22 protein-coding genes are annotated in these 26427 nt (G+C 68.6%); 11 read left to right on the forward strand and 11 right to left on the reverse strand.

From position 1 onward, the window contains the following. Nucleotides 1–202 precede the first annotated feature (202 nt). A complete protein-coding gene (locus tag FHW79_RS17655; protein WP_183180161.1) occupies nt 203–2224 on the forward strand; it encodes a methyl-accepting chemotaxis protein in 2022 nt (673 codons plus the stop codon). 24 nt (nt 2225–2248) lie between these two features. Here the strand turns inward: FHW79_RS17655 and FHW79_RS33530 are convergent, their stop codons facing one another. Continuing rightward, nucleotides 2249–3400: a DUF2325 domain-containing protein gene (locus FHW79_RS33530; protein WP_348984198.1), complete on the reverse strand. Its 1152-nt coding sequence runs from the start codon at nt 3398–3400 to the stop codon at nt 2249–2251. Between the two features lie 173 nt (nt 3401–3573). Further along, the gene (locus FHW79_RS17665) at nt 3574–3966 is read right to left on the reverse strand and encodes a GreA/GreB family elongation factor (protein WP_183180162.1); all 393 of its coding nucleotides are present in this window, start codon (nt 3964–3966) and stop codon (nt 3574–3576) included. A gap of 298 nt (nt 3967–4264) precedes the next feature. On the opposite strand from FHW79_RS17665, the gene FHW79_RS17670 reads away from it, so the two are divergent. The 3 genes from FHW79_RS17670 to FHW79_RS17680 all read left to right on the forward strand — a co-directional run bounded on the left by FHW79_RS17670 (nt 4265) and on the right by FHW79_RS17680 (nt 7940). Then, the gene (locus FHW79_RS17670; protein ID WP_183180163.1) at nt 4265–5524 is read left to right on the forward strand and encodes a Glu/Leu/Phe/Val dehydrogenase; all 1260 of its coding nucleotides are present in this window, start codon (nt 4265–4267) and stop codon (nt 5522–5524) included. A 147-nt stretch (nt 5525–5671) separates the two neighbouring features. Then, complete coding sequence (locus FHW79_RS17675; RefSeq protein WP_247884464.1) at nt 5672–7330, forward strand: ATP-binding protein; 1659 nt, start codon at nt 5672–5674, stop codon at nt 7328–7330. Beyond that, nucleotides 7314–7940, forward strand: a complete 627-nt coding sequence (locus tag FHW79_RS17680; protein ID WP_183180164.1) for a response regulator — start codon at nt 7314–7316, stop codon at nt 7938–7940. The genes FHW79_RS17675 and FHW79_RS17680 overlap by 17 nt, the downstream gene beginning before the upstream one ends. Nucleotides 7941–7976: 36 nt before the next feature. On the opposite strand, the gene FHW79_RS17685 is transcribed toward FHW79_RS17680, so the two are convergent. Genes FHW79_RS17685 through exbB form a run of 3 tightly spaced genes read right to left on the reverse strand, consistent with a single transcriptional unit; the run spans nt 7977 to nt 10187 of the window. Continuing rightward, on the reverse strand, nt 7977–8822 hold the full coding sequence (locus FHW79_RS17685; protein ID WP_183180165.1) for an energy transducer TonB: 846 nt from the start codon (nt 8820–8822) through the stop codon (nt 7977–7979). Next, on the reverse strand, nt 8819–9241 hold the full coding sequence (exbD, locus tag FHW79_RS17690; protein WP_014241770.1) for a TonB system transport protein ExbD: 423 nt from the start codon (nt 9239–9241) through the stop codon (nt 8819–8821). The genes FHW79_RS17685 and exbD overlap by 4 nt, the downstream gene beginning before the upstream one ends. 4 nt (nt 9242–9245) lie before the next feature. After that, on the reverse strand, nt 9246–10187 hold the full coding sequence (exbB, locus tag FHW79_RS17695) for a tonB-system energizer ExbB (RefSeq protein ID WP_247884465.1): 942 nt from the start codon (nt 10185–10187) through the stop codon (nt 9246–9248). Between the two features lie 154 nt (nt 10188–10341). On the opposite strand from exbB, the gene FHW79_RS17700 reads away from it, so the two are divergent. Next, nucleotides 10342–10602: a hypothetical protein gene (locus FHW79_RS17700; protein WP_183180166.1), complete on the forward strand. Its 261-nt coding sequence runs from the start codon at nt 10342–10344 to the stop codon at nt 10600–10602. Between the two features lie 22 nt (nt 10603–10624). Here FHW79_RS17700 and FHW79_RS17705 read toward each other — a convergent pair whose 3' ends face one another. The 3 genes from FHW79_RS17705 to FHW79_RS33285 form a co-directional block, all read right to left on the reverse strand. After that, a complete protein-coding gene (locus FHW79_RS17705; RefSeq protein WP_183180167.1) occupies nt 10625–11446 on the reverse strand; it encodes a hypothetical protein in 822 nt (273 codons plus the stop codon). Nucleotides 11447–11507: 61 nt separating this feature from the next. Then, nucleotides 11508–11864, reverse strand: coding sequence for a Lin0512 family protein (locus FHW79_RS17710; RefSeq protein WP_014241764.1), 357 nt, complete (start codon nt 11862–11864; stop codon nt 11508–11510). A gap of 108 nt (nt 11865–11972) precedes the next feature. Next, nucleotides 11973–13631, reverse strand: a complete 1659-nt coding sequence (locus FHW79_RS33285) for a reprolysin-like metallopeptidase (protein WP_282184003.1) — start codon at nt 13629–13631, stop codon at nt 11973–11975. A 654-nt stretch (nt 13632–14285) separates the two neighbouring features. On the opposite strand from FHW79_RS33285, the gene FHW79_RS17720 reads away from it, so the two are divergent. The 6 genes from FHW79_RS17720 to FHW79_RS17745 all read left to right on the forward strand — a co-directional run bounded on the left by FHW79_RS17720 (nt 14286) and on the right by FHW79_RS17745 (nt 21540). Then, nucleotides 14286–14804 carry a septal ring lytic transglycosylase RlpA family protein gene (locus tag FHW79_RS17720; RefSeq protein ID WP_247884466.1) on the forward strand — a complete coding sequence of 173 codons (519 nt, stop codon included), beginning with the start codon at nt 14286–14288 and terminating at the stop codon, nt 14802–14804. A gap of 149 nt (nt 14805–14953) precedes the next feature. Beyond that, nucleotides 14954–15364, forward strand: a complete 411-nt coding sequence (locus FHW79_RS17725; protein ID WP_183180169.1) for a hypothetical protein — start codon at nt 14954–14956, stop codon at nt 15362–15364. Nucleotides 15365–15483: 119 nt separating this feature from the next. After that, nucleotides 15484–17193: a sensor histidine kinase gene (locus FHW79_RS17730; protein WP_183180170.1), complete on the forward strand. Its 1710-nt coding sequence runs from the start codon at nt 15484–15486 to the stop codon at nt 17191–17193. Continuing rightward, nucleotides 17190–17909, forward strand: coding sequence for a two-component system response regulator BtsR (gene btsR, locus FHW79_RS17735; protein WP_183180171.1), 720 nt, complete (start codon nt 17190–17192; stop codon nt 17907–17909). The genes FHW79_RS17730 and btsR overlap by 4 nt, the downstream gene beginning before the upstream one ends. A gap of 336 nt (nt 17910–18245) precedes the next feature. After that, on the forward strand, nt 18246–20057 hold the full coding sequence (locus FHW79_RS17740; RefSeq protein WP_183180172.1) for a carbon starvation protein A: 1812 nt from the start codon (nt 18246–18248) through the stop codon (nt 20055–20057). A 229-nt stretch (nt 20058–20286) separates the two neighbouring features. Next, nucleotides 20287–21540: an MFS transporter gene (locus FHW79_RS17745; RefSeq protein WP_183180173.1), complete on the forward strand. Its 1254-nt coding sequence runs from the start codon at nt 20287–20289 to the stop codon at nt 21538–21540. A gap of 156 nt (nt 21541–21696) precedes the next feature. On the opposite strand, the gene FHW79_RS17750 is transcribed toward FHW79_RS17745, so the two are convergent. The 3 genes from FHW79_RS17750 to FHW79_RS17760 are packed head-to-tail and all read right to left on the reverse strand — an operon-like array spanning nt 21697 to nt 26423. After that, nucleotides 21697–22857: an osmoprotectant NAGGN system M42 family peptidase gene (locus FHW79_RS17750; RefSeq protein ID WP_183180174.1), complete on the reverse strand. Its 1161-nt coding sequence runs from the start codon at nt 22855–22857 to the stop codon at nt 21697–21699. A 16-nt stretch (nt 22858–22873) separates the two neighbouring features. Continuing rightward, nucleotides 22874–24640, reverse strand: a complete 1767-nt coding sequence (gene ngg, locus FHW79_RS17755; RefSeq protein WP_183180175.1) for an N-acetylglutaminylglutamine synthetase — start codon at nt 24638–24640, stop codon at nt 22874–22876. 7 nt (nt 24641–24647) lie between these two features. Next, entirely contained in the window at nt 24648–26423 is a 1776-nt protein-coding gene (locus FHW79_RS17760) for an N-acetylglutaminylglutamine amidotransferase (RefSeq protein ID WP_183180176.1), read from the reverse strand. Between the last annotated feature and the right edge of the window lie 4 nt (nt 26424–26427).

A 26427-nucleotide genomic window follows, 5' to 3' on the forward strand; every position in this document is an offset into this window, starting at 1 on the left:
GCAACCGATAGGTGGTTTTCTTGCAAATTCCGCGCTTCTTCAAGTGTTTGGAGGCTCTTTGACCAAAATCAAGGAAAGACGGCAAGGCCTGGATTTGACTCCACAAATGCTGTCCGTGTCCCAAGGTAAATCGATGCGATTACTGTCAATCAAGGCAACTCTACCAGTGATTGTTGGCGGACTTGCCCTTCTCGGTATTTACATGGCGGGCAACGCTGCCTATGGGGCTCTCCGCGGTGTCAAGGCGGCGTCGGCCTATCGAATCGTCAATCAGGTGGCTGGTGGTTTGGTCATCGCCGCGGGTGATTTCGCCGTTGAGCGGGGCGCCACCAACGGTGCGCTGAACAGCCCCGACCCGCTGTCCTCGGAGCGTCGCGCCCGTCTGGAGCAGCGCCGCAGCGGCGCAGACGCCGCATTGCACGCTGCAGTGGAGGACATGCGAGCCGTGCCCGAGATGGTTGCGTACGGAACGCGCCTGGATGGCGTGGAAGCATCCTTGGTCGAACTCAGGAACCACAGGCGCGGTGTCGACGAGGCCCTGGCCCGCAAGGTCGGCGAGAGACCGCCGGAGGTGGTTTCGGGATTCGCCGGCGTGATCACCACCCACATCGAGCGGGTCGCCGCCCTGCGCCAACTGCTCGAAGCGGTTGCCCCGCCGCCGAAGCCGGCGACGCTCCAACTCGTCCAATTGCGCGGCTACGCGGCGGACATGGCCGAACACGCCGGGCGCGAGCGCGGCCTGTTCAACGCCCTCATCGCCGGCCGCCGGCCGGTCGCCTCCGGACAGGCCGATGCCCTGGCGAAATCCCGCGGACGGCTGGAGCAGGCCTGGGACGGCATCCGGGCGCTGCGCACACGGCCGGACATCACGCCCGATTTGGCGAGGGCCATCGACGGGGTCGAAGCCGCTTACTTCCAGGGGTTCGCCGAGACCCGGCAGGCGGTGCTGACAGGCGGTGCAGACGGCCGCTATCCCGTGACCGCCGACGAATGGATGAGCCGGGCGACCATGGCCATCGAGTCCATCCTCACACTGGCCGCCACGGTGGGCGCCGCCATTGACTCGGGGGTTGCGCAAGCCGCGGAGGAGGCGCGTTCCGACCTGCTCGCCAGCCTTGCCGTCTTCACGCTCAGCCTGTTCCTCGGGGTGGGGGGATCGCTGCTGGTGATCCGGCGGGTCGTCCGCCCGCTGACGGCAATGACCGGGGCCATGCGGCGGTTGTCCGACGGCGATCTGGGGGTGGCCATTCCCGGCTCCGGCCGCCGCGACGAGATCGGCGCCATGGCGCAGGCCGTCGCGGTTTTCCAGGAGCACGCTGTCGCGCGCGCGCGGCTGGAAGCGGAGCAGCGGCGCCAGCAGGAGGCGCGCGAACGGCGGGCGGTCGCGCTGGACCGGCTGACGCGCGGCTTCGAAGCCAAGGTGAGCGGACTGGTCGGCACCCTGTCCTCCGCCGCGACGGAGATGGAGACGACCGCCGGCTCCATGTCGGCGGCGGCCCAACAGACCGACCAGCAGTCCTTCGCCGTGGCCGCCGCGTCGGAACAGGCCTCGACGAACGTGCAGACGGTGGCGGCGGCGACCGAGCAGCTCACCGCCTCCATCCGGGAGATCGGCAACCGCGCCGCCCAGTCGCAGGCCATCACCACGCGGGCCGTCACGGACGCCCGGCGGACAGATGAGACGGTGCGGCTGATGGCCGGCTGCGCGCACCGCATCGGCGAGGTGGTCGGGCTGATCCAGGCGATTTCCAGCCAGACCAACCTGCTGGCGCTCAACGCCACCATCGAGGCCGCCCGCGCCGGCGACGCCGGCAAGGGCTTCGCCGTCGTGGCGCACGAGGTCAAGACGCTGGCGGGCCAGACCGCCCAGGCGACCGACGACATCGCGGTCCAGATCGCCCAGGTGCAGACCGTCACGCGCGACGCGGTCGCGGCGATCCAGGCCATCGCCGGGGTGATCGGCGAGGTGAACGAGATCGCCACGGCCATCGCCGCCGCGGTGGAGGAGCAGGGCGCCGCCACCCAGGAGATCACCCGCAACATCCAGCAGGCGGCCGTCGGCACGCAGGAGGTCGCGTCCAACATCGCCGGCGTGCGGCAGGCGGCCAACGACACCGGGGCGGCGGCGACCCAGGTGCTGAGCGCGGCGCAGGAGCTGTCGCAGCAGGCGGAGCGGCTGACCGGCGAGGTTGGCGATTTCCTCGCCGGCGTCCGCAGCGCCTGACCGCGCCGAATGTACTGACGCTGCTCAGTGGTGGGCCGACTCCTCCCCGGCGCCGTCCTGCCCAAAACTGTGCAGGATGCGGGCGAAGCTGGTGGCTCCGGCGCTGCGCATCGGCACGAACGGCTTGCCCATGCGGCGGCACAGCCCCTTCACCCGCAGGCAGGCGTCGTGGCTGACGCAATCGACGGGGCAGACCACCACGTCGGCGCGCTCCACCAGCCCCTCCAGGCAGCGGGTCGTCTGCTCGAACCCGCCGTCATGGTGCAGCAGGCAGCCGTTGCGCGTCTCCACCGCCGCCCGCAGGTGGGGAAGGCTCTTGGTCCGTCCGCCGACGTAGAGAATGGCTCGCCCGCCAAGGTCGGTCGGGGCGTTCGTATCGGCGGCGGTGGTGCGGCGGAGTTGCGCGGCCGGTGGGTCGAGCAGGCGCCGCAGCCGCTCCACCTCGGCCTCGGCGTGGCGGGCGCGCATGCGCTCGCTGGCGACACGACGGTGCAGGGCGTCCATGGTGCGCAGCAGCCGCGCCTGGCCCGGCGCCCGGCCGGGTGTGGGCTTCGGGGCGCTGGGCGCTTCCACGACCGCGGGGGCGGCCCGCTGGGCGGCGAGCTGTGCTTCCAGCTCACGGATGCGGGCGTCCTTCTCGGCGACGCGTTCGGCGGCGGCGCGTTCCTGCTTGGCCAGCCGGGCGGTCAACTCTTCGCAGCGCCGGGCCAGATCGCGGTTCTCGCGCAGTTGGCGGCGGTTCTCGCCCCCCATGATGTGGGAGAGCATGTGCACGTCGGCGAAGGCGCGCACCCGCACCGCGTCGGGCATGGCGCCGTGGCTCAGCACGCCCCAATAGGCGGCGGCCACGTCGCCCGAGGCCACCGCGGCGGTCCACAGCGCCATCCAGCCCTCCTCGGTCGTCTCGCGGGCGAAGCGCTTCACCGCGACGGCGAAATTCTCATCCAGCCGCTTGTGCATCAGCCGGGCTTCCGGCCCATCCTCCGCGGCCTTCTCCACGAAATAGCGGTGGATGTCGTAGGGGCGGGCGTCCGCCGTGGGCACCAGCTTCAGCCGCCGGCACAGCCACGCCACATCCTCCGACGACAGGCAGGTGCCCACGATCGAGCAATGATACTCCGTGGGAATCGTCCACAGCTTCCGGCGTTTGGCCTGTCCCAGTACGCAGGATGGCACGGTCTTCCGACAACGCTCACACATCGTCTCCGCCCCCGATCGGCTTCGGCTGTTGGGTCTCCGGTTCCGTCCAAAGCCAAGTGCGGCGGTGGAGCGAACCATGCTCCACTAATAGTGCGAATCATTCGCATTTGCAAATGAAGAGCGAGGCGGGCTCGCTCCGGGGAGGCGGCTCAGGCCGGGAGCACGCGTTCGATCGTCAGCCGGCGGGTGATTCCGTCCGGGTCGCTGTACGGCATATGCGCCCCCTCCCGGAGGCCGAGCAGGGCCGCCCCGACCGGTGAGGCGACGTTGATCTGGTCGTCCTTGGGCGATTGGTCCGGGTAAACCAGTTCCCCCCATTCGGGCGGCATGCCGTCGTCGCGGCGGAACAGCACCCGGCTGCCCATGCGCACGATCGTCCGGGGAAGGTCGGATTCCGGGCGGACGATCGCCCGCTCCAGCTCCCGCGACAGGAACGCCGAGACCTCCGGGGCCTGCACGGCCAGCCGGTCCATGGCCCGCAGCAGGCGGCCGTACTCCATGCGTCCGATCCAAATCAGCGGCTGGTCGGTTCCCTCGGTCATCGATGCGTCCTCGATCCTGCGCGGCGGCGGTGGTTCAACCCCGGATGGACTGTTGCCCACGGGCATTGTCCACGGCCATCCGTAAGAATACGGAGCGCATGGCACCGGACAGCCTGTAAGAAATTTATCGTTTACTTACAGAATGTTACGGGGTTTCCGTAATAATACGGATATTTTGATCCGGGTTATTCCCCAGTAGAAAAGGCCGTCATATGCCTTAGGGGAAGTGAGCAGAACCTTCCAGGAAGGAGATGCGGCCAACCTTCGGTGCTCCTGACCGAAACCATGGGGAAAAGGAATGGACGATCTGCTTTCGGGGGCGCTGAGCCGCCTGGATGAAGCCGCAAAGCATGTTGAGGTGGACTCCGAGGTTCTCGAGAAACTGAAGTACGCCAAGGAGACGTTGAGCGTCCGCCTGTCCGTGCGCATGGACGACGGGTCGCGGCGCTCCTTTCCGGCGTGGCGCTGCCGCTACGACGACACGCGCGGTCCGACCAAGGGCGGCATCCGCTTCCACCCGAGTTCCAACCTGGAGGAGGTGACCACGCTGGCCTTCTGGATGACCTTCAAGTGCGCGGTGATGAACCTGCCCTATGGCGGGGGCAAGGGCGCGGTGAAGGTCGATCCGCACAGCCTGTCCAAGTCGGAGCTGGAGCGTCTGTCGCGGGCCTATGTCCAGGCCTTCGCCGGCATGATCGGCCCCGACCGCGACATCCCGGCGCCGGACGTCTACACCAATTCCATGATCATGGGCTGGATGGCCGACGAGTACAGCTCCATTGTCCGCCAGCCGAGCCCGGCGGTCATCACCGGCAAGCCGCTGCCGCTCGGCGGTTCGCTCGGGCGCGACGACGCGACCGCGCGCGGCGGCTACTACCTCATCAAGCATCTGGAAGAGGATCTGCGCCTGTCCGGATCGGCCCGCCGGGTGGTGATCCAGGGCTACGGCAACGCCGGCTTCCACATCGCCCGCCTGCTGCACGCGGACGGCTACCGCATCGTCGGCCTGTCCGATTCCCGCGGAGCCATCGCCTGCGAGGACGGGCTGGACCCGCAGGCCGTGCAGACGGCCAAGGAGCGGGGCGGCTCGGTGACCGCCTACACCGAGAACGGTGCCCGTGCGGTGACCGGCGACGAGCTGCTGAGCACCGCGTGCGAGATCCTGGTCCCCGCGGCGCTGGAGGATCAGATCCACAAGGGCAACGCCGGGCTCATCAAGGCGCGCGTCGTCCTGGAACTCGCCAACGGCCCGGTCACGCCGGACGCCGACCGCATCCTGAACGAGGCCGGCGTCATCGTCCTGCCCGATATTCTGGCGAACGCCGGCGGCGTGACGGTGTCCTACTTCGAGTGGGTGCAGAACCGCCAGGGCTACTATTGGGGCCTCGGCGAGATCCACGAGCGCCTTCGCGTGATCATGGAGACCGAGGGTCGCCGGGTCTGGGACATGGGCACGGCCAAAAACATCCCGATGCGCACGGCGGCCTACGCCCACGCGCTGGAGCGGCTGTCGAACGCCATCGCCGCGCATGGAACGCAGCCGTTCTTCGTCGGCTGATCCGTGCGTGGCGGGAAGGGGAGCCCGCCGGGCTTCCCCTCATCGCATCGGCGCCCACCGCATAGGCGAACGCGCCGGTTGGACGGTATAGTCGATGCCCTGTCCACCCGTGCCGTTCGCCCGTGCAGCCCGAAAGACTGTTCTGAGATGCCTTTTCCACCCGCCAGCCGTGCGACGGGAACGCCGGCCATCCTGACCGGCCGGGACATGGTCCTGCTGTCCCTTGCCTTCCTGGCGGCCTATCTGCCCATCGACTGGCTGACCTTTATTCATCCCCGGCCGAGCCTCAACATCACGCCGTGGAACCCGCCGGCGGGGCTCTACATGGCCCTTCTGCTGTGGACCGGCGCGCGTGGCCTGCCGATGGTCTACGCCACGCTGATCCTCGCCGATCTGGTGGTGCGCGGGCATCCCGCCTCGATCGCCTCGCTGCTGCTCTCGAACCTCGCCATCGTCGCCGGCTACGGGGCCGCCGCCCATGTGCTGCGCCACCGGGTGGCGATCGGTCTGGCATTGAACCGGGTGCGCGACGTCGGCTGGCTGGTCGGCGTCACCTTCCTGAGCGCCGCCGTCGTGGCGCCCCTCTTTGTCGGCGTGTTCGTCCTGGACGGGGCCTTGCCCGCCTCCGACCTGCCGACGCTGGCGTTCCAATACTGGCTGGGCGACGCCATCGGCATCGCCGTGGTCACGCCCTTCGTCCTCCTCCTGCACCGGCCGGACCAGACGCCCGCCTGGAGCGTGCCGAAGACGCCCACCGCCGCCCAGACGGCCGCCATCGCCGCGGCCCTGCTGCTGGTCTTCCTGCCCATCGGCGACGGTCAGTTCAACCTGTTCTACGTGCTGTTCCTGCCCCTCGTCTGGGTGGCGGTGTCGCACGGCCTGCCGGGCGCGGTGCTGGCGGCCCTGGCCATCCAGAGCGGCCTGATCGCCGGGTTGCAGGCGATCGGCCTTCCCCTGGGCGCGGTGGTCTATCACCAGACGCTGATGCTGGCCCTGGCCATCACCGCCCTGTTCCTCGGCGCGCTGGTCAGCGAACGGCGGGAGATCGAGGTCCGGCTGCGCGAACACCAGACCGAGCTGGCCCACCTCTCCCGCCTCACGGTGACCGGGGAGATGGCGTCCGCCCTGGCCCACGAGCTGAATCAGCCGCTGCTGGCCGCCATCAGCTACGCGCGCGCCGCCCAGCGCCTGCTGGAAGACAACGACACGCCGCCGCGCGCCCACGAGCTCATCGACAAGGCGGTGATCCAGGCGGAGCGCGCGGGCGAGGTCATCCGCGGGCTGCGAACCTTCCTGAGCAAGGGGTCGCTTCAACTGGCTCCGGAATCGGCCGGCGAGATCCTGCGCGAGACGCTGACGCTGGTGCGGGGGGATGCCGCCTACAACCGGGTCCAGCTTCGGGTGGACATGGCCGAGCCGCTTCCCCTCGTTCTGTGCGACCGCATCCAGATCGAACAGGTCCTCCTCAACCTGGTGCACAACAGCATCGAGGCCATCGCCGCGGCGGACAGCCCGGTGCGCGAGGTCGTCCTGCGTGTCCGGGCCACGCCGCCGGCCGGCCTGACCTTCGAGGTCGAGGACAGCGGTCCCGGCGTGTCGGCGGGCATGGTCGAGCATCTCTACTCGCCGTTCGCCACCACGAAGCCGGCGGGCATGGGGCTCGGCCTGCCCATCTGCCGCTCGATCGTCGAGAGCCACGGCGGCAGGCTGTGGCTCGGCCGCACCGGTTCGACCGGTTCCGTTTTCCAAGTCTTTCTGCCCGCAGCCCGTTCCGACACCCGGCCATCTCATGACCCAGACCGATAAAACCTCCACCGGCGAACCGACCGTCTTCATCATCGACGACGACGAGGCGGTCCGCGACGCGCTCTCCGTTCTCGTCGAGGTGGCCGGCCTGTCTGTGCGCACCTTCGTCAACGCGCTGGAATTCCTGCACCGTTACAGCCCGGAGCAGCCGGGTTGCGTGGTGGCCGACCTCCGCATGCCCTTCATGGACGGGCTGGAGCTTCAGGAGGAGCTGGCTCGGCGCGGCTGCGGCCTGCCGGTCATCATCATCACCGCCCATGGCGAGGTGAGTTCCGCCGTCACCGCCTTCCGGTCCGGAGCGGTCGATTTCCTGGAAAAGCCGTTCGACGACGGCGTCTTCCTGCGCCGCGTCCACGAGGCCCTGCAACGCGACGCCCTCCAGCGCCGGGACCGCTCCGCCGCGGAGTCTGCCCTGGCGAAGCTGGCCCTTCTCAGCCCCCGCGAACGGGATGTGGCCGCGCTGATGGTGGAGGGCTGCGCCAACAAAGCCATCGCGATCCGCCTCGGGATCGGCGTCCGCACGGTGGAGACCCACCGCGCGAACATTCTCAGCAAACTCGACATCCGGACAGTTCCGGAACTCATGCGCCTGTGGATGCACACACCGTGATGCGCATCCACGTCACCGGTGTTTGAGCGGTCGAATTCAGCGCAGGAAGTACTGCACCGGCACCACCAACTCCATGCGGTCCTGCGCCACGTCCGGCGGCGGGGCCGGGAGCGGGGAGGCGCGTTCGACCAGAGCGATCGTCTCTTCGTCCAGCGCCTCGAAGCCGGAGCCCTTGTGCAGCCGCACCGCCAACACCCGGCCCTGCCGGTCGAGCGTGATGTGGACCTGCGGCACGCCCTGCTGGCGCCGCATCTGGGCAATGCGGGGATAGCGCTTGTAGCGTTCCAGATGGCCGAGCACGGCGCCGTGCCAGGTGGGCAGCGCGTTGCTGTTGCGCGGCACCGGCGCCGCCTGGGCCGGGGCGCCCGCGGGCGGGGCGGTGGCGGGAGCGGCGTTGGCCGGGGCTTCCGTCACCGGCTTGGGCGGCGCCTGCGGTTGCGGGCGCGGCTTCGGCGGTTCGGCCTTGGGCTTCGGCTTGGGCTCTTCCTTGGGCTTGGGCTTCGGCTTGGGGGGCGGCTCCGGGAGGGTGACCTCCGCCGGCACGGGAGGGGGCGGCTCCGGAGCGATCTCGGGGATGGGTTCGGGTTCCGGTTCCGGCTCGATCACCGGCTCGGGCGGCAGTTCCGGCTCCGGGAGCATCGATTCCAGCGTCGGCGGCGGCTCGGCGGCCGGCGTTTCCGGCATCGGCGGCAGATCGAGCATCACCGCGGGCGGCATGGCCGGCGCCTCTTCCATCGCGACGTGCCAGGACAGCGCACCGACCGCGACGAGGGCGTGGGCGCCCAGCACGACGAGCAGGCTGCCGCCCCAGCGCGCCAGGGCGGGCGCCGTGCGCTCGCCATCCTCCGGAAGGTCGTTGGGATCGACGGTCGCCACGCTCATTTCGCGGCCGCGCCTTCCAGCCCGACCAGGGCGATCTTCAGATAGCCGGCGGCGCGCAGCGCGTTCATCACCTCGGTCAGCGCACCGTAATCCACGCTGCGGTCGGCGCGCAGGAAGACGCGCGCGCCCTTGTCGCCGTTCGTCACCCCGTCCAGCGCCGCCGCCAGGGACTCCCGCGCCACCGGCGTGTCGCCCACCGACAGGCTCTTGTCGGCCTGGATGGTCAGGAACAGGGGCTTGTCGGGCCGCGGCTGCGGCTGGGCGGTGGAGGCCGGCAGGTCCACCGGCACGTCCACCGTCGCCAGCGGGGCCGCCACCATGAAGATGATGAGCAGCACGAGCATCACGTCGATGAAGGGCGTGACGTTGATGTCGTGCGACTCGGTGAGATCGTCGCCGTCGTCCAGACGCGCCGCCATGGTCTTACTCCGCCGCCTTGGACACGGCGCGCGGCAGGGCGCGGCGGTCCATGTCGCGGCTCAGCAGCCGCAGCACCGCCGCCGAGGAATCGCCGAGCTGGGCGCGGTAGCCGCCGATGGAGCGGGCGAAGCCGTTGTAGATCACCACGGCCGGGATGGCCGCGACGAGGCCGATGGCCGTCGCCAGCAGCGCCTCGGCGATGCCGGGCGCCACCACGGCGAGGTTGGTCGTCTGCGACTTGGCGATGCCGATGAAGCTGACCATGATGCCCCACACCGTGCCGAACAGCCCGACGAAGGGGGCCGTGGAGCCGATGCTGGCGAGGATGCCGGTGCCGCGCATCATGCGCCGCCCCTCCGCCGCCTCGATCCGCTCCAGGCGGGAGGCCGCACGCTCCTTCAGACCGTCCTGGGAGGGGGCGTCGGCGGACTGGTGGGCCTCGGCGATCACGGCGCGCAGGAAGGCGGTGGCCGGAGTCTTCTCGAAGCCGATGCTCTCGGCCGCCTGGGTCAGCGAGCGCGCCTGCTCCAGCGCCGCCAAGGAAGCCCGCGCCTTGCGCTTGGCCTTCGACAGTTCCAGCGACTTGGCGAGGAAGATGGTCCAGGTCGCCACCGAGGCCAGCGCCAGCCCGATCATCACCGCCTGCACCACCGGGCTCGCCGCCATGAACATGCCCCAGGGGGACAGGTCGTGCGGCAGGATCGCCGTCGCTGCGGTCATGTGGTCCAGCCCGGCGGCCGCTCCCGCCGCAGCGTCCGGCGACGCCAGCGGGGCCGCCAGCGTGTCGGCGGAGGGCGCCGTCACGGGAGGCGCCACGGGCGCCGGTGCCGTGGGAGCGCCGCCGTTGGTTGCGGGGACGCCCTGCGCCCTGCCAAGTCCGCTCGACAGGAGGGTGCCGGCGGCGGCCATCGCGGCGATGGAACGGGTGTGAAGCGCTGTGAACATTGGCGGTTCAAACTTCTTTGCGGCTGACTTGCTTCCTGTATAGTGCGAACGACTCTCATTTGCACCCATAAAGTGCTATATTGCTGCTATGCGACAAATGGGCGGCACGCCGGTTGTTCACAGCGTGACATGTGAACCGCAAGGGAAGATTGCGATGCCCAAGGTCCGGACCGTATCGGAACATGGCAGCTTCCGGCTCGTCGAGAGGGACGGCCGCTACGCCGTGATCGAGGCGCGCGACGGCCAGATCTACGGTCTCCATGCGGAGGCGGGCGACCGTCCCAGCGCGCCGGACCGTCCGGACGCCGCCGAATCCGTCGTCGCCCCCGGCGACTGGAACGCCGAGGATGAGGCCCGCCGCCGCTTCGAGGAGTTGACGGCCCGCGGCGAGGACCTTGCCCGCAAAATCTGGTGATCCACATGGGGGGCAGCGCGGTTCAGAACGCCTGGATCGCCTGCGACGAGACCCTCCGCCACCGCGCATCGGCGTCCTTCAGCATGGTCTGGATGTGACCGATGTGGACCTGCCCGTAGAGGATCAGGATGTTGCGGTCCGGTTCGGCCTTGATCGCCGCCACCACCTTCTCCTCGCGCAGGGTGGTCAGCGCGGGCGGCAGGGCCTCGCGCACCATGGAGCCCGACGCGGTGGTGGCCAGCATGATGCGGATGGCGGCCTGGACGCGCCGCTGCACCCAGCCCGGCAGTGTGTCGTACTCCTCCCGGAGCTGCGCCAGATCGATGGTTTCCGGATCGGCGTCGTCCGGGTCGTCGGGGGGCAGGGCGGCCAGCAGTTGCGACAGGGTGACGTCGACGTTGCGGGCGTCCGGTCCCGGCGGGCCGATCAGGGTGCGGTTGTCCTGAAGCACCAGCCCGTCGCCGAGCAGGCTCGCCATCATCTCGTAGGGATGCTGCTTGCTGTCGGGGTTCCAGTCCGCCCCCAGCCGGCGCAGCACGTCGGCCACCCCGGCGGGGTTGGAGGAGTCGTCGGGACGGACCTCCTCGTAGAAGACCAGCCAGCCCTCCTGGCGCCGCTGGGCGATGTGCCGGGCGATGCCGCTGTAGAAGTCCGGCTTGGCGACATGGACCATGCCCTGCATCTCCACCTGCCGCCGCCCGTCGCTCATCACGACTCGGGACAGCTCCAGGGGGATGTGGTCGGCGATCACCGGCAGGGCGGCCACCACCCCCACGGTCAGGGTGACGAGGCCGCCGGCCAGGATGCCGACGGCGATCAGGGCGGTTCGGAGCGCGCGCTTCATGCCCCGACGCTGGCACGAAACGGGGGGCGGGGGCAACCGCTCCGGCCGAAGATGCCGAACCTTACACCCCGACCTCCACCGCGGCGTTGACGATGTAGATCATCTCGTTGCGGTCGTTCTTGTCGGCCAGGAAGATGCCGCTGGGCGCCAGCATGCCGCCGGACACCACGTTGAAGGAGACCTGCCCGTAGGGGAAGACGGCCCGCACGGCCTCAAGGTCCAGACGGTCGGCGTCCGCCGGGACGGCGAGATGAACGCGGACCTGCATCCGGCTGGTGTCGCCATCGACCAGCGCGCGCATGCCGGGCATGGAGTTGCGCTCGATGGCGTTGCGCACGGCGCGCACCGCGGCCTTGGTCACGTCCTGCCCGTGCAGATCGGCGCCCATGCCGAGTTCGACGAACATTACCTGCTTCATGGTCGTGCTTCCTCGTTGTGCCTCGCTCGGTCATTCCGTTTGAGAATGCGTCAGGATCGGTGCGGCGCGGCAGTCGGTCGGGCCAGTTTTCCGACCTGCGGAATGCGGTCAGCCGATTCGGAAGGCAAGGTAACTGTCGGTCCCCACCTGTCCGGGCATGGCGAGCAACCCGCCGGGGGTCTGTCCGCTGAAGGTCAGGCTGAGATCGGTGCCGCCGTTGCCGTCCAAGTCGATTCGCGCGGTGGCCCCCTGATAGCCGGTCGCCCCCGCCAGATCCTCCCAGGTCAGCTTGGAAATGGCGTCGGTCCAACCCCAGGCGATGGCCCATTCCTCCGGCTGCAGGTCTGTGACGGTGGACCATGTGACGCCGTCGCCCCGCCCGTCGATGAAGAAGGTGTCCGCTCCGGCTCCGCCGATCAGGAAGTTGGAGCCCACGCCGCCGTCCAGCACGTCGTCTCCGCCGCCGCCCTGCGCGGCGTCGCTGCCGCCAAGGAGGTTAAGGAAGTCTCCCTGGTCGCTGCCGATGACCGCTTCATCCGACGCTGTTCCCAGGAACCGGTTGCGCAGGCCGGCGACGGGGCCGGAGTAAGGAGCCATTCGCACCTCGTAGCTCCCGGCGCCATCCTGGACGAAGGCGCGCTGGTCCGGCTCGGCGCGGGACAGGACGGTGGCCGCCTCCTGGCGGGTGACGACGCGGTCGGTGAAGACCAGCCGTTCAATGCCGCGCAATCGGTCGGTGCCGCCGGCCCCGGTGACAACGACGTCTGCCCCGCTTCCCGACGGATCGCCGGTCACGAAGGCGTTGGCGGAGGGGAAGTCGTAGAGGGCCGTGTCGTTGCCGGGGCCGCCGTCCAGAAAATCGTCACCCGCTCCGCCGACGAACGTGTCGTCACCCGCCCCCCCTTCCAGCCGGTCGGTGAAGGCGGAGCCGGTCAGCCGGTCGCCCGCCGATCCCCCGACGACGGTCTCGATGCGGGTGCCATGGCCGACGAAGAACTGGTTCTGGGCGAGGATCGAAGACTCCTGGGCCGAGAACCAGCCCCAGCCGCCCGCCAAGTCGATGGTGACGGGCACGGTCGCCCCCGCCGCCGACAGCGTGTCGTTGCCGCCGCCGTCCCAAAGGTAGCGCCCCGGGGCCCCCGGCGTCAGGAGATACAGGTCGTCGCCCGCGCGCACGGTGGAGTTGGGGCCGTAGAGTCGCTGGATGGCCGCGATGTCGTAGACGCCCAGCCCGCCGGGCCAGACCCCGTAATAGGACATGATCGTGTTGGTCCGGTTGTCCTCGGACGGAGGAAGGAAGGGCGGGGTGCCGCCGCCGGTGCCGTTGTAGTCGCCGGGATGCTTCAGCCCCAGCGCGTGCCCGATCTCGTGCACATAGGTCCGGTAACCAGCCGATTCGGGGTCGAGGTAGATGTAGGAGCCCGCGGCGTTTGGGTAGTAGGCCATACCGGAGGCGCGGAAGACGTCCAGTTGGCTCATGTGGAACTGGAGGTTGGCGGTCATGGGGTCGGTCGCCTCCACGAAAGCGAGGTTGGCGACCGCGCTCCATTCCCCCATCGCCTGCAGCGCCATGGCCCGCTGGCCGTCGTTGAGCGGCCGGAAGCCCGGCACGTAGCGGAGGCCGGCGTCCACCACCCAACCGTAGGTGAGGGTATAAGGCGCCGTCGCGGTGCCGTCCGGCGGTGCGCCCCAGCGCCGCCCACTGTCGAAGGCGCGGAGAAACAGCGGGTCGTCGGCACCGTCCGTCCTCCGGCGCGCCGTTTCCATCGCCGGGCCGGAGCCATCCTCCTCGGGATTTGATCGGACACCGTCGATTCCGTCCCCGTCTTCGCCACCGTCAGGACTCCAAAACTCCCTCATCTCTGTGCGCTCCGTCTGCGTGATTCGGTGTTTCGCTAAATTCGTTTCGAATTCCGACGATGTTTGGCGAAAACGGTCAGTGTTCAACTTCCAATCAGCCAGTATTTATGACCAACGGTTCAGCCGGGTTCAATGGATCAGACGGCCTTCGAAAAACAGGATGGGGGAATTTTCTCGACGGATTTTCAGTGCTTTGTCGATATGCCGGGAATGTCCTCCTGCATCCTCGCGGGAGCGGGACGGCGCGCGGATCGGTGCCGAGTATGACTGTCTGGATTTCGGAAAGAGGCTCGAGAACAGTCGCAGAAAATAAAAAACGCGAATTTCCACCAGCCATCCATGATGAAAGCACAATAAAATCGTTAAAGAATATTAAGGCGCAATCCTGTCACAGCATAGATGAGGATTCGCGGATTGACAGGATGGGGAGATTCCGCAACCGTTGCCGCAGAACAACAACGGGGGAGAAAAAGAGTGCGGTATGGCTGTGTTGCGCTCGCCATCTGTGCTGTTTCTGTTGGTGCGTGCTCGACCGGCGCACAGATTGCCGCCGTCCCGCCCATGCCGCAGGACCCGGTGCCGCAGGAGATCGCGTTCGAAGACACATTGGCGCCGGACGCTCCGGACATCGAACCGGTTTATGTTCATAAGGGAAAGGCGTCCTACTACGCCGATTTCTTCCATGGCCGGACCACGGCGTCGGGGGAGCGCTTCAGCCAGAACCGGCTGACCGCGGCGTCCCGCCGGCTTCCCCTGGGCAGCCGGGTGACGGTGACCAACGCCGACAACGGGCGCAGCGTCGAGGTCGTGATCAACGACCGCGGCCCCTATGTGAAGGGCCGGGTGATCGACCTGTCCCGGAAGGCCGCCACCGAACTGGGCATGATCGACGACGGCGTGGTGAACGTCCGTGTCGAAGCCCGGCCCTCCGACCAGCCGAACCGCTCTCTGCGGCACCGGTTGGAGCGGATGGTCGCCGCGCTCTACCCCGACCGCAAGCCCGTGTCCGAACCGCCCGTGACCGTCGCCGAGCGTCCCGAACCGGATTTGGGCGACACGGATTTGGGCGCCGCCGACTAACGGGACCGCGCCACGCCGCACGGTTTCCGCCCAAACGTTCAACGCGCGCAGGTTTCCGTCCGTTTGCCCATGCAGGAGCGCCGCGCCGCGAAGGCCGCCGTTGCGCCCTGCGGATGGCGGAGCCATGCGCACAGAGGAGGTTTCATCCCATGCTGAAGCTGGTCATTCGCGACACCCATCACGCCGCCGGCCTGTTTCTGGAGCAGGTGGACAATGTCCGCCAGCTCATCGCCGAGTTGAAAGCGCTGAAGCGCGTTCCGTCCGCTTCGCTCTATCTGGAAGGGCTGGCCGAGCGTTGCCTGCGGCGCGGCTGGACGGTGATCCCCGCCGATCCGCTGATCCGCGGCTGCACATCGCGCACCCACATCGTCGAACTGCATCTCGACCCCAACCAGCCGGGCGCGCCTTTCGTCGGCATCTACGAGCCGGGGGAGGACGGCACCCCCTGCCGGCGGCTGCACGACTCCCTGGAGGGTTTGGCCGGCCGACTGCGCCTGCCGCCCGCCAACACCGGCGGCGCTCCGACGACGGTGGAGCAGGCCACGGCGCTGGCCGCCTGACCGCGTCCTCGGCCGGAATCCACGAGCCGCATCCATTGATTGGAATCATACCGCGGCGGGACGGGCGGGGGTAGCCTGCGGGCCGGCAATCCCGCCGCCCGCTGCCCGTGTCCGCCCCCATGACCGTCGAGCATCTCAGCCTCGTCTTCCTGCTGCTCCAGCAGATGTGCGTGTATCTGGTCATCGCGTACATGCTGAGCCGGACGCCGCTGTTCCTGCCGGTGATGCACCTCACCGTGCGCTGGCCGCACAAGCTGGCCTGCTACGTCATCTTCTCCATGTTCTGCGTCATGGGGACCTATTTCGGGTTGCAGATCGACGATTCCATTGCCAACACCCGCGCCATCGGAGCCGTGCTGAGCGGCATCCTGGGCGGACCGTCGGTGGGGCTGGCGGTCGGCTTCACCGGCGGTCTGCACCGCTACTCGCTGGGCGGCATGTCGGCGGTGGCCTGCGCCATCTCCACGGTAACGGAGGGTCTGATCGGCGGGCTGGTGCACCGCCACTTCGTCCGCCAGGGCCGCATTGAGCCGCTGTTCGATCCGCTGCGCGTCGGCGCCGTCACCCTCGTGGCGGAAATCGCGCAGATGCTGATCATCCTGCTGGTGGCCAAGCCCTTCCCGGCGGCGGTTCATCTGGTCGAGGTGGTGGCGCTGCCGATGATCGTCGCCAACACGCTTGGGGCGGGGCTGTTCATGCGCATTCTGATGGACCGCCGCGCCCTGATCGACAAGCAGTCGAGCGCCTTCTCCGCCAAGGCGCTGAAGATCGCCGCACGGGCCGACGGCGTGCTGCGCCAGGGCTTCAACGAAGAGAACAGCATGCGGGTCGCCCGCATCATCTACGAGGAGACGGGCGTCGGCGCGGTCGCCATCACCGACCGCGAGAAGCTGCTGGCCTTCATCGGCGTCGGCGACGACCACCATCTGCCGGGCACGCCGATCACCTCGCCCCAGACCTACCAAGCGATCGCCAACAACCAGGTGCTCTACGCCGACGGCAATCTGGTCTCCTACAAATGCTCGATCCACCCGAACTGCCGGCTGGGCGCCTCGCTGGTGATCCCGCTGGTCGGGGAAGACGACCGGGTGATCGGCACCGTCAAGCTGTACGAGCCGAAGACCAGGCTGTTCTCCACCATCAACCGCACGCTGGGGGAGGGCATCGCGCGGCTGCTGTCCAGCCAGATCCTCGCCGGGCGCTACGAACAGCAGAAGGCATTGCTCGCCCAGTCGGAGATCAAGCTGCTGCACGCGCAGGTGAACCCGCATTTCCTGTTCAACGCCCTGAACACCATTTCCGCGGTCATCCGCAACGACCCGGAGCGGGCGCGCCAGCTTGTGCAGAGCCTGTCCGTCTTCTTCCGCAAGAACCTGAAGCGCCCCAGCCAGGAGGCCACGGTGGCCGACGAGGTGGAGCATGTCAGCGCCTACCTCCAGATCGAGCTGGCGCGCTTCACCGGGCGGCTGTCGGTGGAGATCGACGTGCCGGACGCGCTGCGCCATGCCCGGCTGCCGGCCTTCCTGCTCCAGCCGCTGGTGGAGAACGCCATCAAGCACGGCACCTCGCAGCTCCTCGGCCCCGGCCATGTCCGCATCGCGGCGCGGCGGGAGGGCGGCGACCTGCGGCTGTCGGTGGAGGACAACGCCGGCCTCTACGAGGAAAAGCCGGGCGGTGACGGGCTGGGCATGTCCATCGTGGACCGCCGCGTCCGCAACCGCTTCGGCAACGGCTACGGGGTGGATGTCGCCTGCGAGGCCGACGTCTTCACCCGCATCACCTTGCGCCTTCCCCTGGACATCCCTGCCGTCGCGGAGACCGCGCCATGATGACCGTCCTGATCGTGGACGACGAGCCGCTGGCCCGCGAGGAGTTGCGGCGCCTTCTTGAGGAGTTCCCCGACCTCCAGGTCGCCGGGGAATGCGCCAACGCCATCGAGGCCATCGGCGCGATCAACCGCCAGCCGCCCGACGTGGTCTTCCTCGACATCCAGATGCCGCGGGTCAGCGGGCTGGAGATGCTGAGCATGCTCGACCCGGAGCGGATGCCCCGCATCGTCTTCCTGACCGCCCACGACGAATACGCCGTCCAGGCCTTCGAGGAGCACGCCTTCGACTATCTGCTGAAGCCGGCGGACCCGGCCCGGCTGGCGAAGACGCTGCAACGGCTGCGCCGCGAGCGGGCGCCGCAGGACCTCGCCGTGCTGAAGGACGCCGCCCCGCTGCGGCTGATCCCCTGCACCGGCCACAACCGCATTTCCCTGCTGAAGCTCGACGAGGTGGAATGCGTGGCCTCCAAGGCGAGCGGCGTCTTCGTCGTCGGCGCCGACGGCGAGGAGCGCTTCACCGAACTGACCTTGCTGACCTTGCAGGAGCGCACCCCGCTGGTGCGCTGCCACCGGCAATATCTGGTCAATCCCGAGCGCATCCGGGAAATCCGCCTGATCGACAACGGGCTGGCGGAAATCCAGACGCTCGGCGGCCAGAGCATCCCGGTCAGCCGCCGCTTCCTCGGCCCGCTGAAGGAGCGGCTGGGCATCTGGTGAGTCTCCCTCTCCCGCCTCTCGCGCCCGCTTGCGGGCGCTGACGGCGTCAGGCGGCCCTTGGCCGCCGAGAGCCCCGGGAGAGGGAAGGGGCCCGCGCAAAGCGCGGGAAGGGTGAGGGTGCGGCAAGGATCGGCGCTTCAATCCTCGCGGTTCGACCCTCACCCGGCGCCTTCGGCGCCACCCTCTCCCGGGGCGGGAGAGGGAAAGGCAGCCCCCCAACCGCTCATCCCCGCTTTCCGACCGCTCGCCACGCCATGGCGCCACTCCTGGGAGAGCACCACACGAAGGGTGAAACCCGGCCTACCGTGACGGCAGTTCCTTCCAAGGAGAGCTGTCATGGATCACGCCCTAACATTTGTGATCGCGACACTCTGCATCCTCGCCCTCTGCTACCGCTTCTACGGCGTGTTCTTTGTGCGCAAGGTGCTCCGTGCCGATGATTCCGAGGTGACGCCGTCCCACATCCTGGCCGACGGGCGAAACTATGTTCCCACCAAGAAGTGGGTGAACGCCGGCCAGCATTTCGCGGCGATCGCCGCCGCCGGCCCGCTGGTCGGCCCCGTGCTGGCCGCGCAGTTCGGCTATCTGCCGAGCTTCCTGTGGCTGCTGATCGGCTGCGTCATCGGCGGCGCGGTGCACGACACGGTCGTGCTGTTCGCCTCGATGAAGCACAAGGGCCAGTCTCTGTCGGAGGTCGCCAAGGCCGAACTCGGCCCGGTCGCCGGCTGGTGCACCGGTCTGGCGATGCTGTTCATCATCACCATCACCATGGCCGGCCTGTCGATGGTCGTCGTCCATGCGCTGGAGCGCAACGCCTGGGGCGCCTTCGCGGTCTTCATGACGATCCCGATCGCCGTGGCGCTCGGCCTCTACGAGAAGATCACCGGCTCGTCCAAGGGCGCCACGCAGGTCGGCATCGCCGCCATCGCCGCCTCCGTCTTCGCCGGCCCCTACATCCAGGGCACGATGCTGGGCAACTGGCTGACGCTGCACGCCGAGACGGTCGCGCTGATCCTGCCGATCTACGCCTTCTTCGCCACGGCTCTGCCGGTGTGGATGCTGCTGACCCCGCGCGGCTACCTGTCGAGCTTCATGAAGATCGGCGTGTTCGGCGCGCTCGTCGTCGGCGTCGTCTTCATCAACCCGGAAATCCGCTTCCCCGCGCTCACCGACTTCATCCATGGCGGCGGCCCGGTGCTGGCCGGCCCGGTGTGGCCGTTCATCTCGATCACCATCGCCTGCGGCGCCATCTCCGGCTTCCACGCCTTCATCGGCTCGGGCACCACGCCGAAGCTGATCGACAAATGGAGCGACATCCGCACCGTGGCCTTCGGCGGCATGCTGGCGGAATGCGTGGTCGGCGTCATGGCGCTGATCGCCGCTACCTCCCTGCACCCGGCCGACTATTTCGCCATCAACTCCTCGCCCGCCGCCTTCCAGGCCCTGAACATGCAGGTCGTCGATCTGCCGCGGCTCAGCCAGGAAATCGGCCTCGACCTCTACGGCCGCACCGGCGGTGCTGTGACCCTGGCCGTCGGCATGACGGAAATCTTCACCCGCATCCCGTGGTTCGGCACGCTGGCCTCCTACTTCTTCCAGTTCGTCGTGATGTTCGAGGCGGTCTTCATCCTGACCGCGGTGGACAGCGGCACCCGCGTGGCCCGCTATCTGATCCAGGACCTGGGCGGCGACCTCTATGCCCCGCTGAAGCGTCTCGACTGGGTCCCCGGTTCGATCGCCGCGAGCGTGCTGGCCTGCGTGGCCTGGGGCTACCTGCTGACGTCGGGCGACATCAACTCGGTGTGGGCGCTGTTCGGGGTGTCGAACCAGCTCATGGCCTCGGTCGGCCTGATCATCGGCGCCACGATCATCCTGCGCCTCGGCCAGAAGCGGGTCTACATGCTGACATGCCTGGTCCCGCTGGCCTACCTGTTCGTGACGGTGAACTACGCCGGCTACTGGATGATCACCAACGTCTATCTGAACCCGCTGGCCAAGGGCTACAACGTCTTCAACGCCGGCATCTCGATCATCATGCTGTCGCTCGGCTTCGTGATCCTGATCGCCGCCCTCAAGAAGTGGAAGGAACTCCTGCGCATCCGCAAGGACGCCCTGCCTGAGACGCTGATCGCCACCCCGGCGGAATAGCCGGACACCGGGCAAGCCGCCCGGAGACGATCAAGCGCTCAACCGGAAGAGGTATCGCTGCTCCCCCAGCGGTACCTCTTCTGCATTTCTGTGGAATGGCTGGGACGGCCGTGATTCCGCGAATTACAAGGGTTGATTCACCATCCGGCGGGTGCCATCCAAGGGCCGGCGCCGTGGCCTCCCGGGCTGCGGCGCCGGTTTTTCGTGAAAGGAACAGGTGGTCGGACACATGCCGCAGGTTGCACGGTCGGTACTTTCGCTCCTGCTCGGGGTCGCTTTCCTGATGCTGGGCAACGGCGCGCTCAGCACGCTCATCGGCCTGCGGCTGGCCGGCACGGAGTCCGGCGCGGTCGCGGTCGGCCTGATCACCGCCGCCTTCTACACCGGGCTGACCGGCGGCTCCCTGTTCGCCCACCGGGTCATCACGCGGGTTGGCCACATCCGCGCCTTCGCCGCCTTCGCCTCCGTCCTGTCGGCGGCGGCGCTGTCCCACGCCCTGTTCGACGCGGTGCCGCTGTGGACCGCGCTGCGGCTGGCCGAGGGCTTCTGCATGGCCGGCCTCTACATCTGCATCGAGAGCTGGCTGAACGGCACCGCCAACAACGAGACGCGCGGGCAGATCCTGTCGCTCTACATGGTCACGCTCTACGCCGCCTCGGCGGTGGGCCAGCAGTTGCTGCAGCTGGACGACGAAGCGGGCGTGCGCATCTTCATGCTGATCGCCATTCTGCTGACGCTCGCCCTGGTGCCGGTGGCGCTGACCCGGACCACGCCGCCGACCCTGCCCAACGTGGAATCCTACGGGCTGCGGCGGCTGTACGAGGCGTCGCCGCTGGGCGTCGTCGGCGTCTTCATCAGTGGGACGGTGACCGGCTCCATCTACGGCCTCGCCCCGGTGTTCGGCGCGGCCTCCGGCTTCGGGGTGTCGGGAACGGCGCTGTTCATGAGCACCCTGATCCTGGGCGGGGTGGCGCTGCAATGGCCGCTGGGTCGGCTGTCCGACCGCTTCGACCGGCGCGCCGTCATCATCGGCTTGTCGGCGGCGCTGGCTCTGGTCAGCGTCGGCATGATCCTGGCGGAGGGCAGCGGGCGGCAGGAGACGCTGCTTCTGGTGGCGCCCTTCTTTGGTGGGCTGGCCTTCACGCTCTACCCGGTCTGCGCCGCCCACACCAACGACCACGCCGGGCCGGACAATGTGGTGTCGGTCAGCGGCGGGCTGATCCTCGCCAACTCCGTGGGGGCGATCATCGGACCGCCGCTGGCCTCGGCCGCCATGGGCTTTGCGGGGCCGGAGGCGCTGTTCGGCTTCATCGCGGCGGGGGCGGGATCGGCGACGCTCTATGGCCTGTGGCGCACGCGAATGCGCCCGCCGCCGCCCGCCGAGGCGCAGGCGAGCTTCCGCCCACTGCCCCAGACGACGCCGACCGTCACCCCTCTCGACCCGCTGGGTCCGCCTCGGCCGGAATTGGCGGCTGGGGATTGAGGGGGGTGGTGTGAAGCCCTCTCCCCCCTGGGGAGAGGGTTTGGGTGAGGGGGATTTACGCCCGACAGGGCGGAGGAAAACTATCGATCTGCGACGCGGATCGCCTTCGGTGCCCCCTCATCCTGACCTTCTCCCCAGGGGGGAGAAGGAACGTGGTCACTCCTCGACCTTTGCCGGCGCGGTGGGCTGCCAGGGGAAGGCGCCCATCGGACCCATGCCGACGCGGTCGCGCGGGATCGCCACGTCGCTCTGCATGTAGAGCGCGATCAGCTCGGCCAGCGAGCGCAGAGAGTCCGCGTGGATGCGCTCGTAGCCGTGGGAGCTGTCGATGCCGAAGCAGACCAGCGCCGTGCGGATGTCGTTGCCGGCTTCGATGGCGGCGGCGCTGTCGCAGCGGTAATAGCGGAAGACGTCGCGCTGGTGCTCGATGTCGTGCTGTTGGCACAGCGACAGCAGCTTGTGCGTCAGGTGATAGTCGAAGGGGCCGGTGCTGTCGGCCATGGCGACGGTCACGCCGAACTCGCGGCTGTTCTGGCCCATGGCGGTGGTGCCGTTGTCGATGGTCACCATCTCCGCCACGTCCTTGTGTAGGACCGACGAGGCGCCGGACCCGACCTCCTCCGAGATGGTCAGCAGCAGGTGGCAGTCCACCGGCAGCGGCAGCTTGGCGTCCAGCACGGCCTTGGCGGCGGCGAAGATCACCGCCACCCCGGCCTTGTCGTCGAGATGGCGGGAGTTGATGAATCCGCTGGCGTCGAATTCCGCCTGCGGGTCGATGGCCACGAAGTCGCCGACGTTGAAGCCGTGGGCCTGCAACGCCTCCAGCGTCTCGCAGCGTGCGTCCACCCGGATCTCCAGGTTGGTCCAGGCCACCGGCTGGGTGTCGATCTCCTCGTTGAAGGTGTGGCCGGACGCCTTCAGCGGCAGGATGGTGCCGCGGTAGCTGCCCTTGTCGGTGAAAACGGTGCAGCGCGCCCCCTCGGCGAAGCGCGCCGACCAGGTGCCGATGGGCACGACCTCCAGCCGGCCGTTCGCCTTCAGCATCTTCACCTGGGCGCCCAGCGTGTCGAGATGGGCGACCACGGCGCGGTCGGGGCTGTACTGCCGCCCCGCCAGATCGGCGCGGATGGCGCCGCGCCGGGTCAGCTCGAAGGGGATGCCCAGACGGTGCAGCTCGTCGCCGCAGAAATGCACGATCTGGTCGGTATATCCGGTCGGGCTCGGGATCTCCAGCAGGCGGCGGAGAAGGCCCGTCAGATAGTCCATGTCGATGACGGGCCGAACGATTCCGGTCCGCGTCAAGGCTGCCTGCTCCATACCACCTCCTGAACGGTCACGCCCGCGGATCGACTGCGGAGTAGGGGAAGAGAAGATCGAGGAAGCGTTCGGCGGTCGGCTGCGGTTCATGGTTGGCAAGGCCGGGCCGCTCGTTCGCCTCGATGATCGCGTAGTCGGCCCCCAGAAGGTCGGGGATCAGAAGATCCAGGCCGACCACCGGAATGTCGAGCGCGCGCGCCGCCTCCACCGCCGCATCCACCACGCGATGGTGCAGACGGTCGGTGATGTCGTGCAGCGTGCCGCCCGTGTGCAGGTTGGCCGTCTTGCGGACGGCCAGCGCCTGACCCTCCGGAAGGACCGAGTCCATGGAGAAACCGGCATCCCGCACGCAACGTTCCGTCTCCTCGTCCATCGGGATGCGGCTTTCCCCGCCGGTTGCGGCGGCGCGGCGGCGGCTCTGCGCTTCGATCAGCTGCGCGATGCTGCGGTCGCCGGTGCCGACGATCTCCGCCGGGCGGCGCACCGCGGCGGCGACGACGCGATAGTCGATGACCAGAATGCGCACGTCCTGGCCCTGCACGAACTGCTCCAGCAGGACCGTGTCGCAGATCTTCCTCGCCTTGCCCACGGCCCAGGCCAGCGTCTCCGCGTCGCGCACGTCCACGGTGATGCCCTGGCCCTGCTCGCCGCGGGCGGGCTTCACGACGACGCTGCCGTGGCGCTCCAGGAAGGCGGCGTTGTCGTCCATGCCGGCGGCGGTCATCTGGTCGGGGACCGACAGACCGGCCCGCAACAGCGTGCGCCGGGTCACCGCCTTGTCGTCGCAGCGGAACAGCGCCACCGCCGAGGTCAGCTCGCTGAGGCTTTCGCGGCACAGGATGCTGCGCCCGCCGAAGCTGAGGCGGAACAGGTTGGACTCCGCGTCCACCACCTCCACCCCGATGCCGCGGCGCCGGGCCTCGTTGATGATGATCATGGCGTAAGGGTTGAGGCTGGCCTCCACCGCCGGACCGGCGAACAGCTTCTCGTTGATCGAATTCTTGGTCTTCAGCGCGAAGACCGGAACCCGCCGGAAGCCCAGCTTCTCGTACAGCGCGATGGCGTTCGCGTTGTCGTGCAGGACCGACAGGTCCATGAAGCTGCGCCCGCGCTCCTTGAAATGCTCGGCCAGCGCGCGGACCAGCGCCTCGCCGATGCCGGGATAGGCCGCCTGCGGATCGACCGCCAGGCACCACAGGGAGGAACCGTTCTGCGGGTCCTTGAAGGCCCGGACATGGTCCACGCCGGTGACCGAGCCGATGACCGCCCCGCTGACCGGGTCGGTGGCGATCAGGTGGGTCAGCACGCGGCTGTCACGCTCCGCCCAGCAGAATTCCGGGTCCATGGTGACCATGCCGCGGGCGCCGTAGATGCGGTTCACGGCGTCGACATCCTGGCGGCCGCGCAGCGTCTCGATGGCGAAGCCGCGCGTCTCGCTCCCCGGCCGGAAACCGGCCAGCCGCAGGCGGTAGGTGTGGGAGGGATCGAGGAACAGCTCGGTCGGCGCCCGGGCCAGCACGACGTGGGGGTCCTCCAAATACAGCGCGATGTCGCGCCGGCCCGGCCCCTCCTGGCGCATCGCTGCGATCAGTTCGCCGACATCGGGAAAGGTGTTGGCGAACAGCAGGCGGCCCCAGCCGCAATTCACCACCGCGCGCGGCGTCGGCCCAAGCCCGGCCCCCGTCCGGCGGTTCGGGCGCGGCGAGTCCTCGTCCATCAGGGCGGAGACCAGGGCGCGTTCGATCCGGAAGGGCGTCTGGTTGCGATTCTGCATCGTCATCATGCGGTGTTCAGATCCCGTGGGTTTGCAGCCAGAACTCCAACAGGGCGGCCTGCCAGAGCTTCGAGCCGCGAAGCGGCGTGATGTGGGTTTCCGGATCGCTGAACAGGCGGTCCAGATAGGCCGGCTGGAACAGAGCGCGCTCCCGCGCGGCGGGCTGGTTCAGCACGTTGCGCACCAGTTCCAGATAGGGGCCGCGCAGATACTTCAGCGCCGGAACGGGGAAATAGCCCTTCGGCCGGTCGATGACCTCGGAGGGCACGACCTTGCGCGCCGCCTCCTTCAGCACGTATTTGCCGCCATCGCGCACCTTCAGCTCCGGTGGGACGCGGGCGGCCAGTTCGACCAGATCATGGTCGAGGAAGGGGACACGGCCCTCCAACCCCCAGGCCATGGTCATGTTGTCGACCCGCTTCACCGGGTCGTCGACCAGCATGACCGTGGTGTCGAGGCGCAGCGCCTTGTCCACCGAACGATCGGCGCCGGGCCGGGCGAAGTGGGCGGCGACGAAGGCGCTCGCCGCGTCCTCGTCGGCCAGATACTGCGGGTTCAACGCCTCGGCCATCTCCGAGCGGTTGCGGTCGAAGAAGACCTTGGCGTAGGTGGACAGCGGGTCGGCCGCCCCCATCATCGGCGGGTACCAGTGGTAGCCCGCGAAGATCTCGTCGGCGCCCTGGCCGCTCTGCACCACCTTCACATGCTTGGCGACCTCCTGCGACAGCAGGAAGAAGCCGATGGCGTCGTGGCTGACCATCGGCTCCGACATCGCCCGCACGCAGTCCTGAAGGGCGGGCAGGGCGCGGTTGCTGTCGATGAACAGCTTGTGGTGGTCGGTCTGGAAGCGCTGGGCGATCAGATCGGAATACTGGAACTCGTCGCCCTTCTCCTGGCCCACCGTCTCGAAGCCGATGGAGAAGGTCTGCAGGCCGGTCTGCCCGGCCTCGGCCAGCAGGGCGACGATGACGGAGCTGTCCAGCCCGCCCGAGAGCAGCACGCCGACCGGCACGTCGGCGACCAGACGCCGCTCCACCGCCTTGCGCAGCGTGGACAGCACGGCGTCCTGCCAGTCGCCCTCCGACATCCGCTCGTCGCCGGGCTGCGGTCCGAAGACCGGCTCCCAATAGGTTTCCTCGATGCGGCGCCCGTCCGGCTCCAGCGTCAGCAGGGTGGCCGGCGGCAGCTTGCGCACGCCCTTCAGGATCGTCCCCGGCGCCGGCACGACGGCGTGGAAGCTCATATACTGGTAGAGCCCCACCGGGTCGATCGCGGTGTCGATGTCGCCACCGGCCAGCAGGGCGGGCAGGGTGGAGGCGAAGCGCAGCCGCCCCGCCGTTTCGGACAGGTAGAGCGGCTTGATGCCCAGCCGGTCGCGGCCCAGCGTGACGCGCCCACTGTCACGCTCCCAGATGGCGAAGGCGAACATGCCGTAGAGCCGCTCGACGAAGCGGCGGCCCCAGGCGTGATAGGCTTTCAGCAGGACTTCGGTGTCGCCGTGCGAGAAGAAGCGGTAGCCCTTGGCCTCCAGCTCCGCCCGCAGTTCCGGGTAATTGTAGATGCAGCCGTTGAAGACGATGCCGAGGCCCAACTCGGGGTCGGTCATCGGCTGCTGCGCCGCCTCGGACAGGTCGATGATGCTCAGCCGCCGGTGGCCGAAAGCCATCCGGCCATGGGCGAAGACGCCTTGCCCGTCAGGGCCGCGCAACGCCAGGGCTTCGGTCATCGAGCCGACCGCGGACGCGGAGGCCGGGCGAGAATCGAAGCGGATTTCCCCGCTGATGCCGCACATTGTA

The organism is Azospirillum sp. OGB3 (assembly GCF_014192915.1).
Lineage (GTDB): Bacteria > Pseudomonadota > Alphaproteobacteria > Azospirillales > Azospirillaceae > Azospirillum.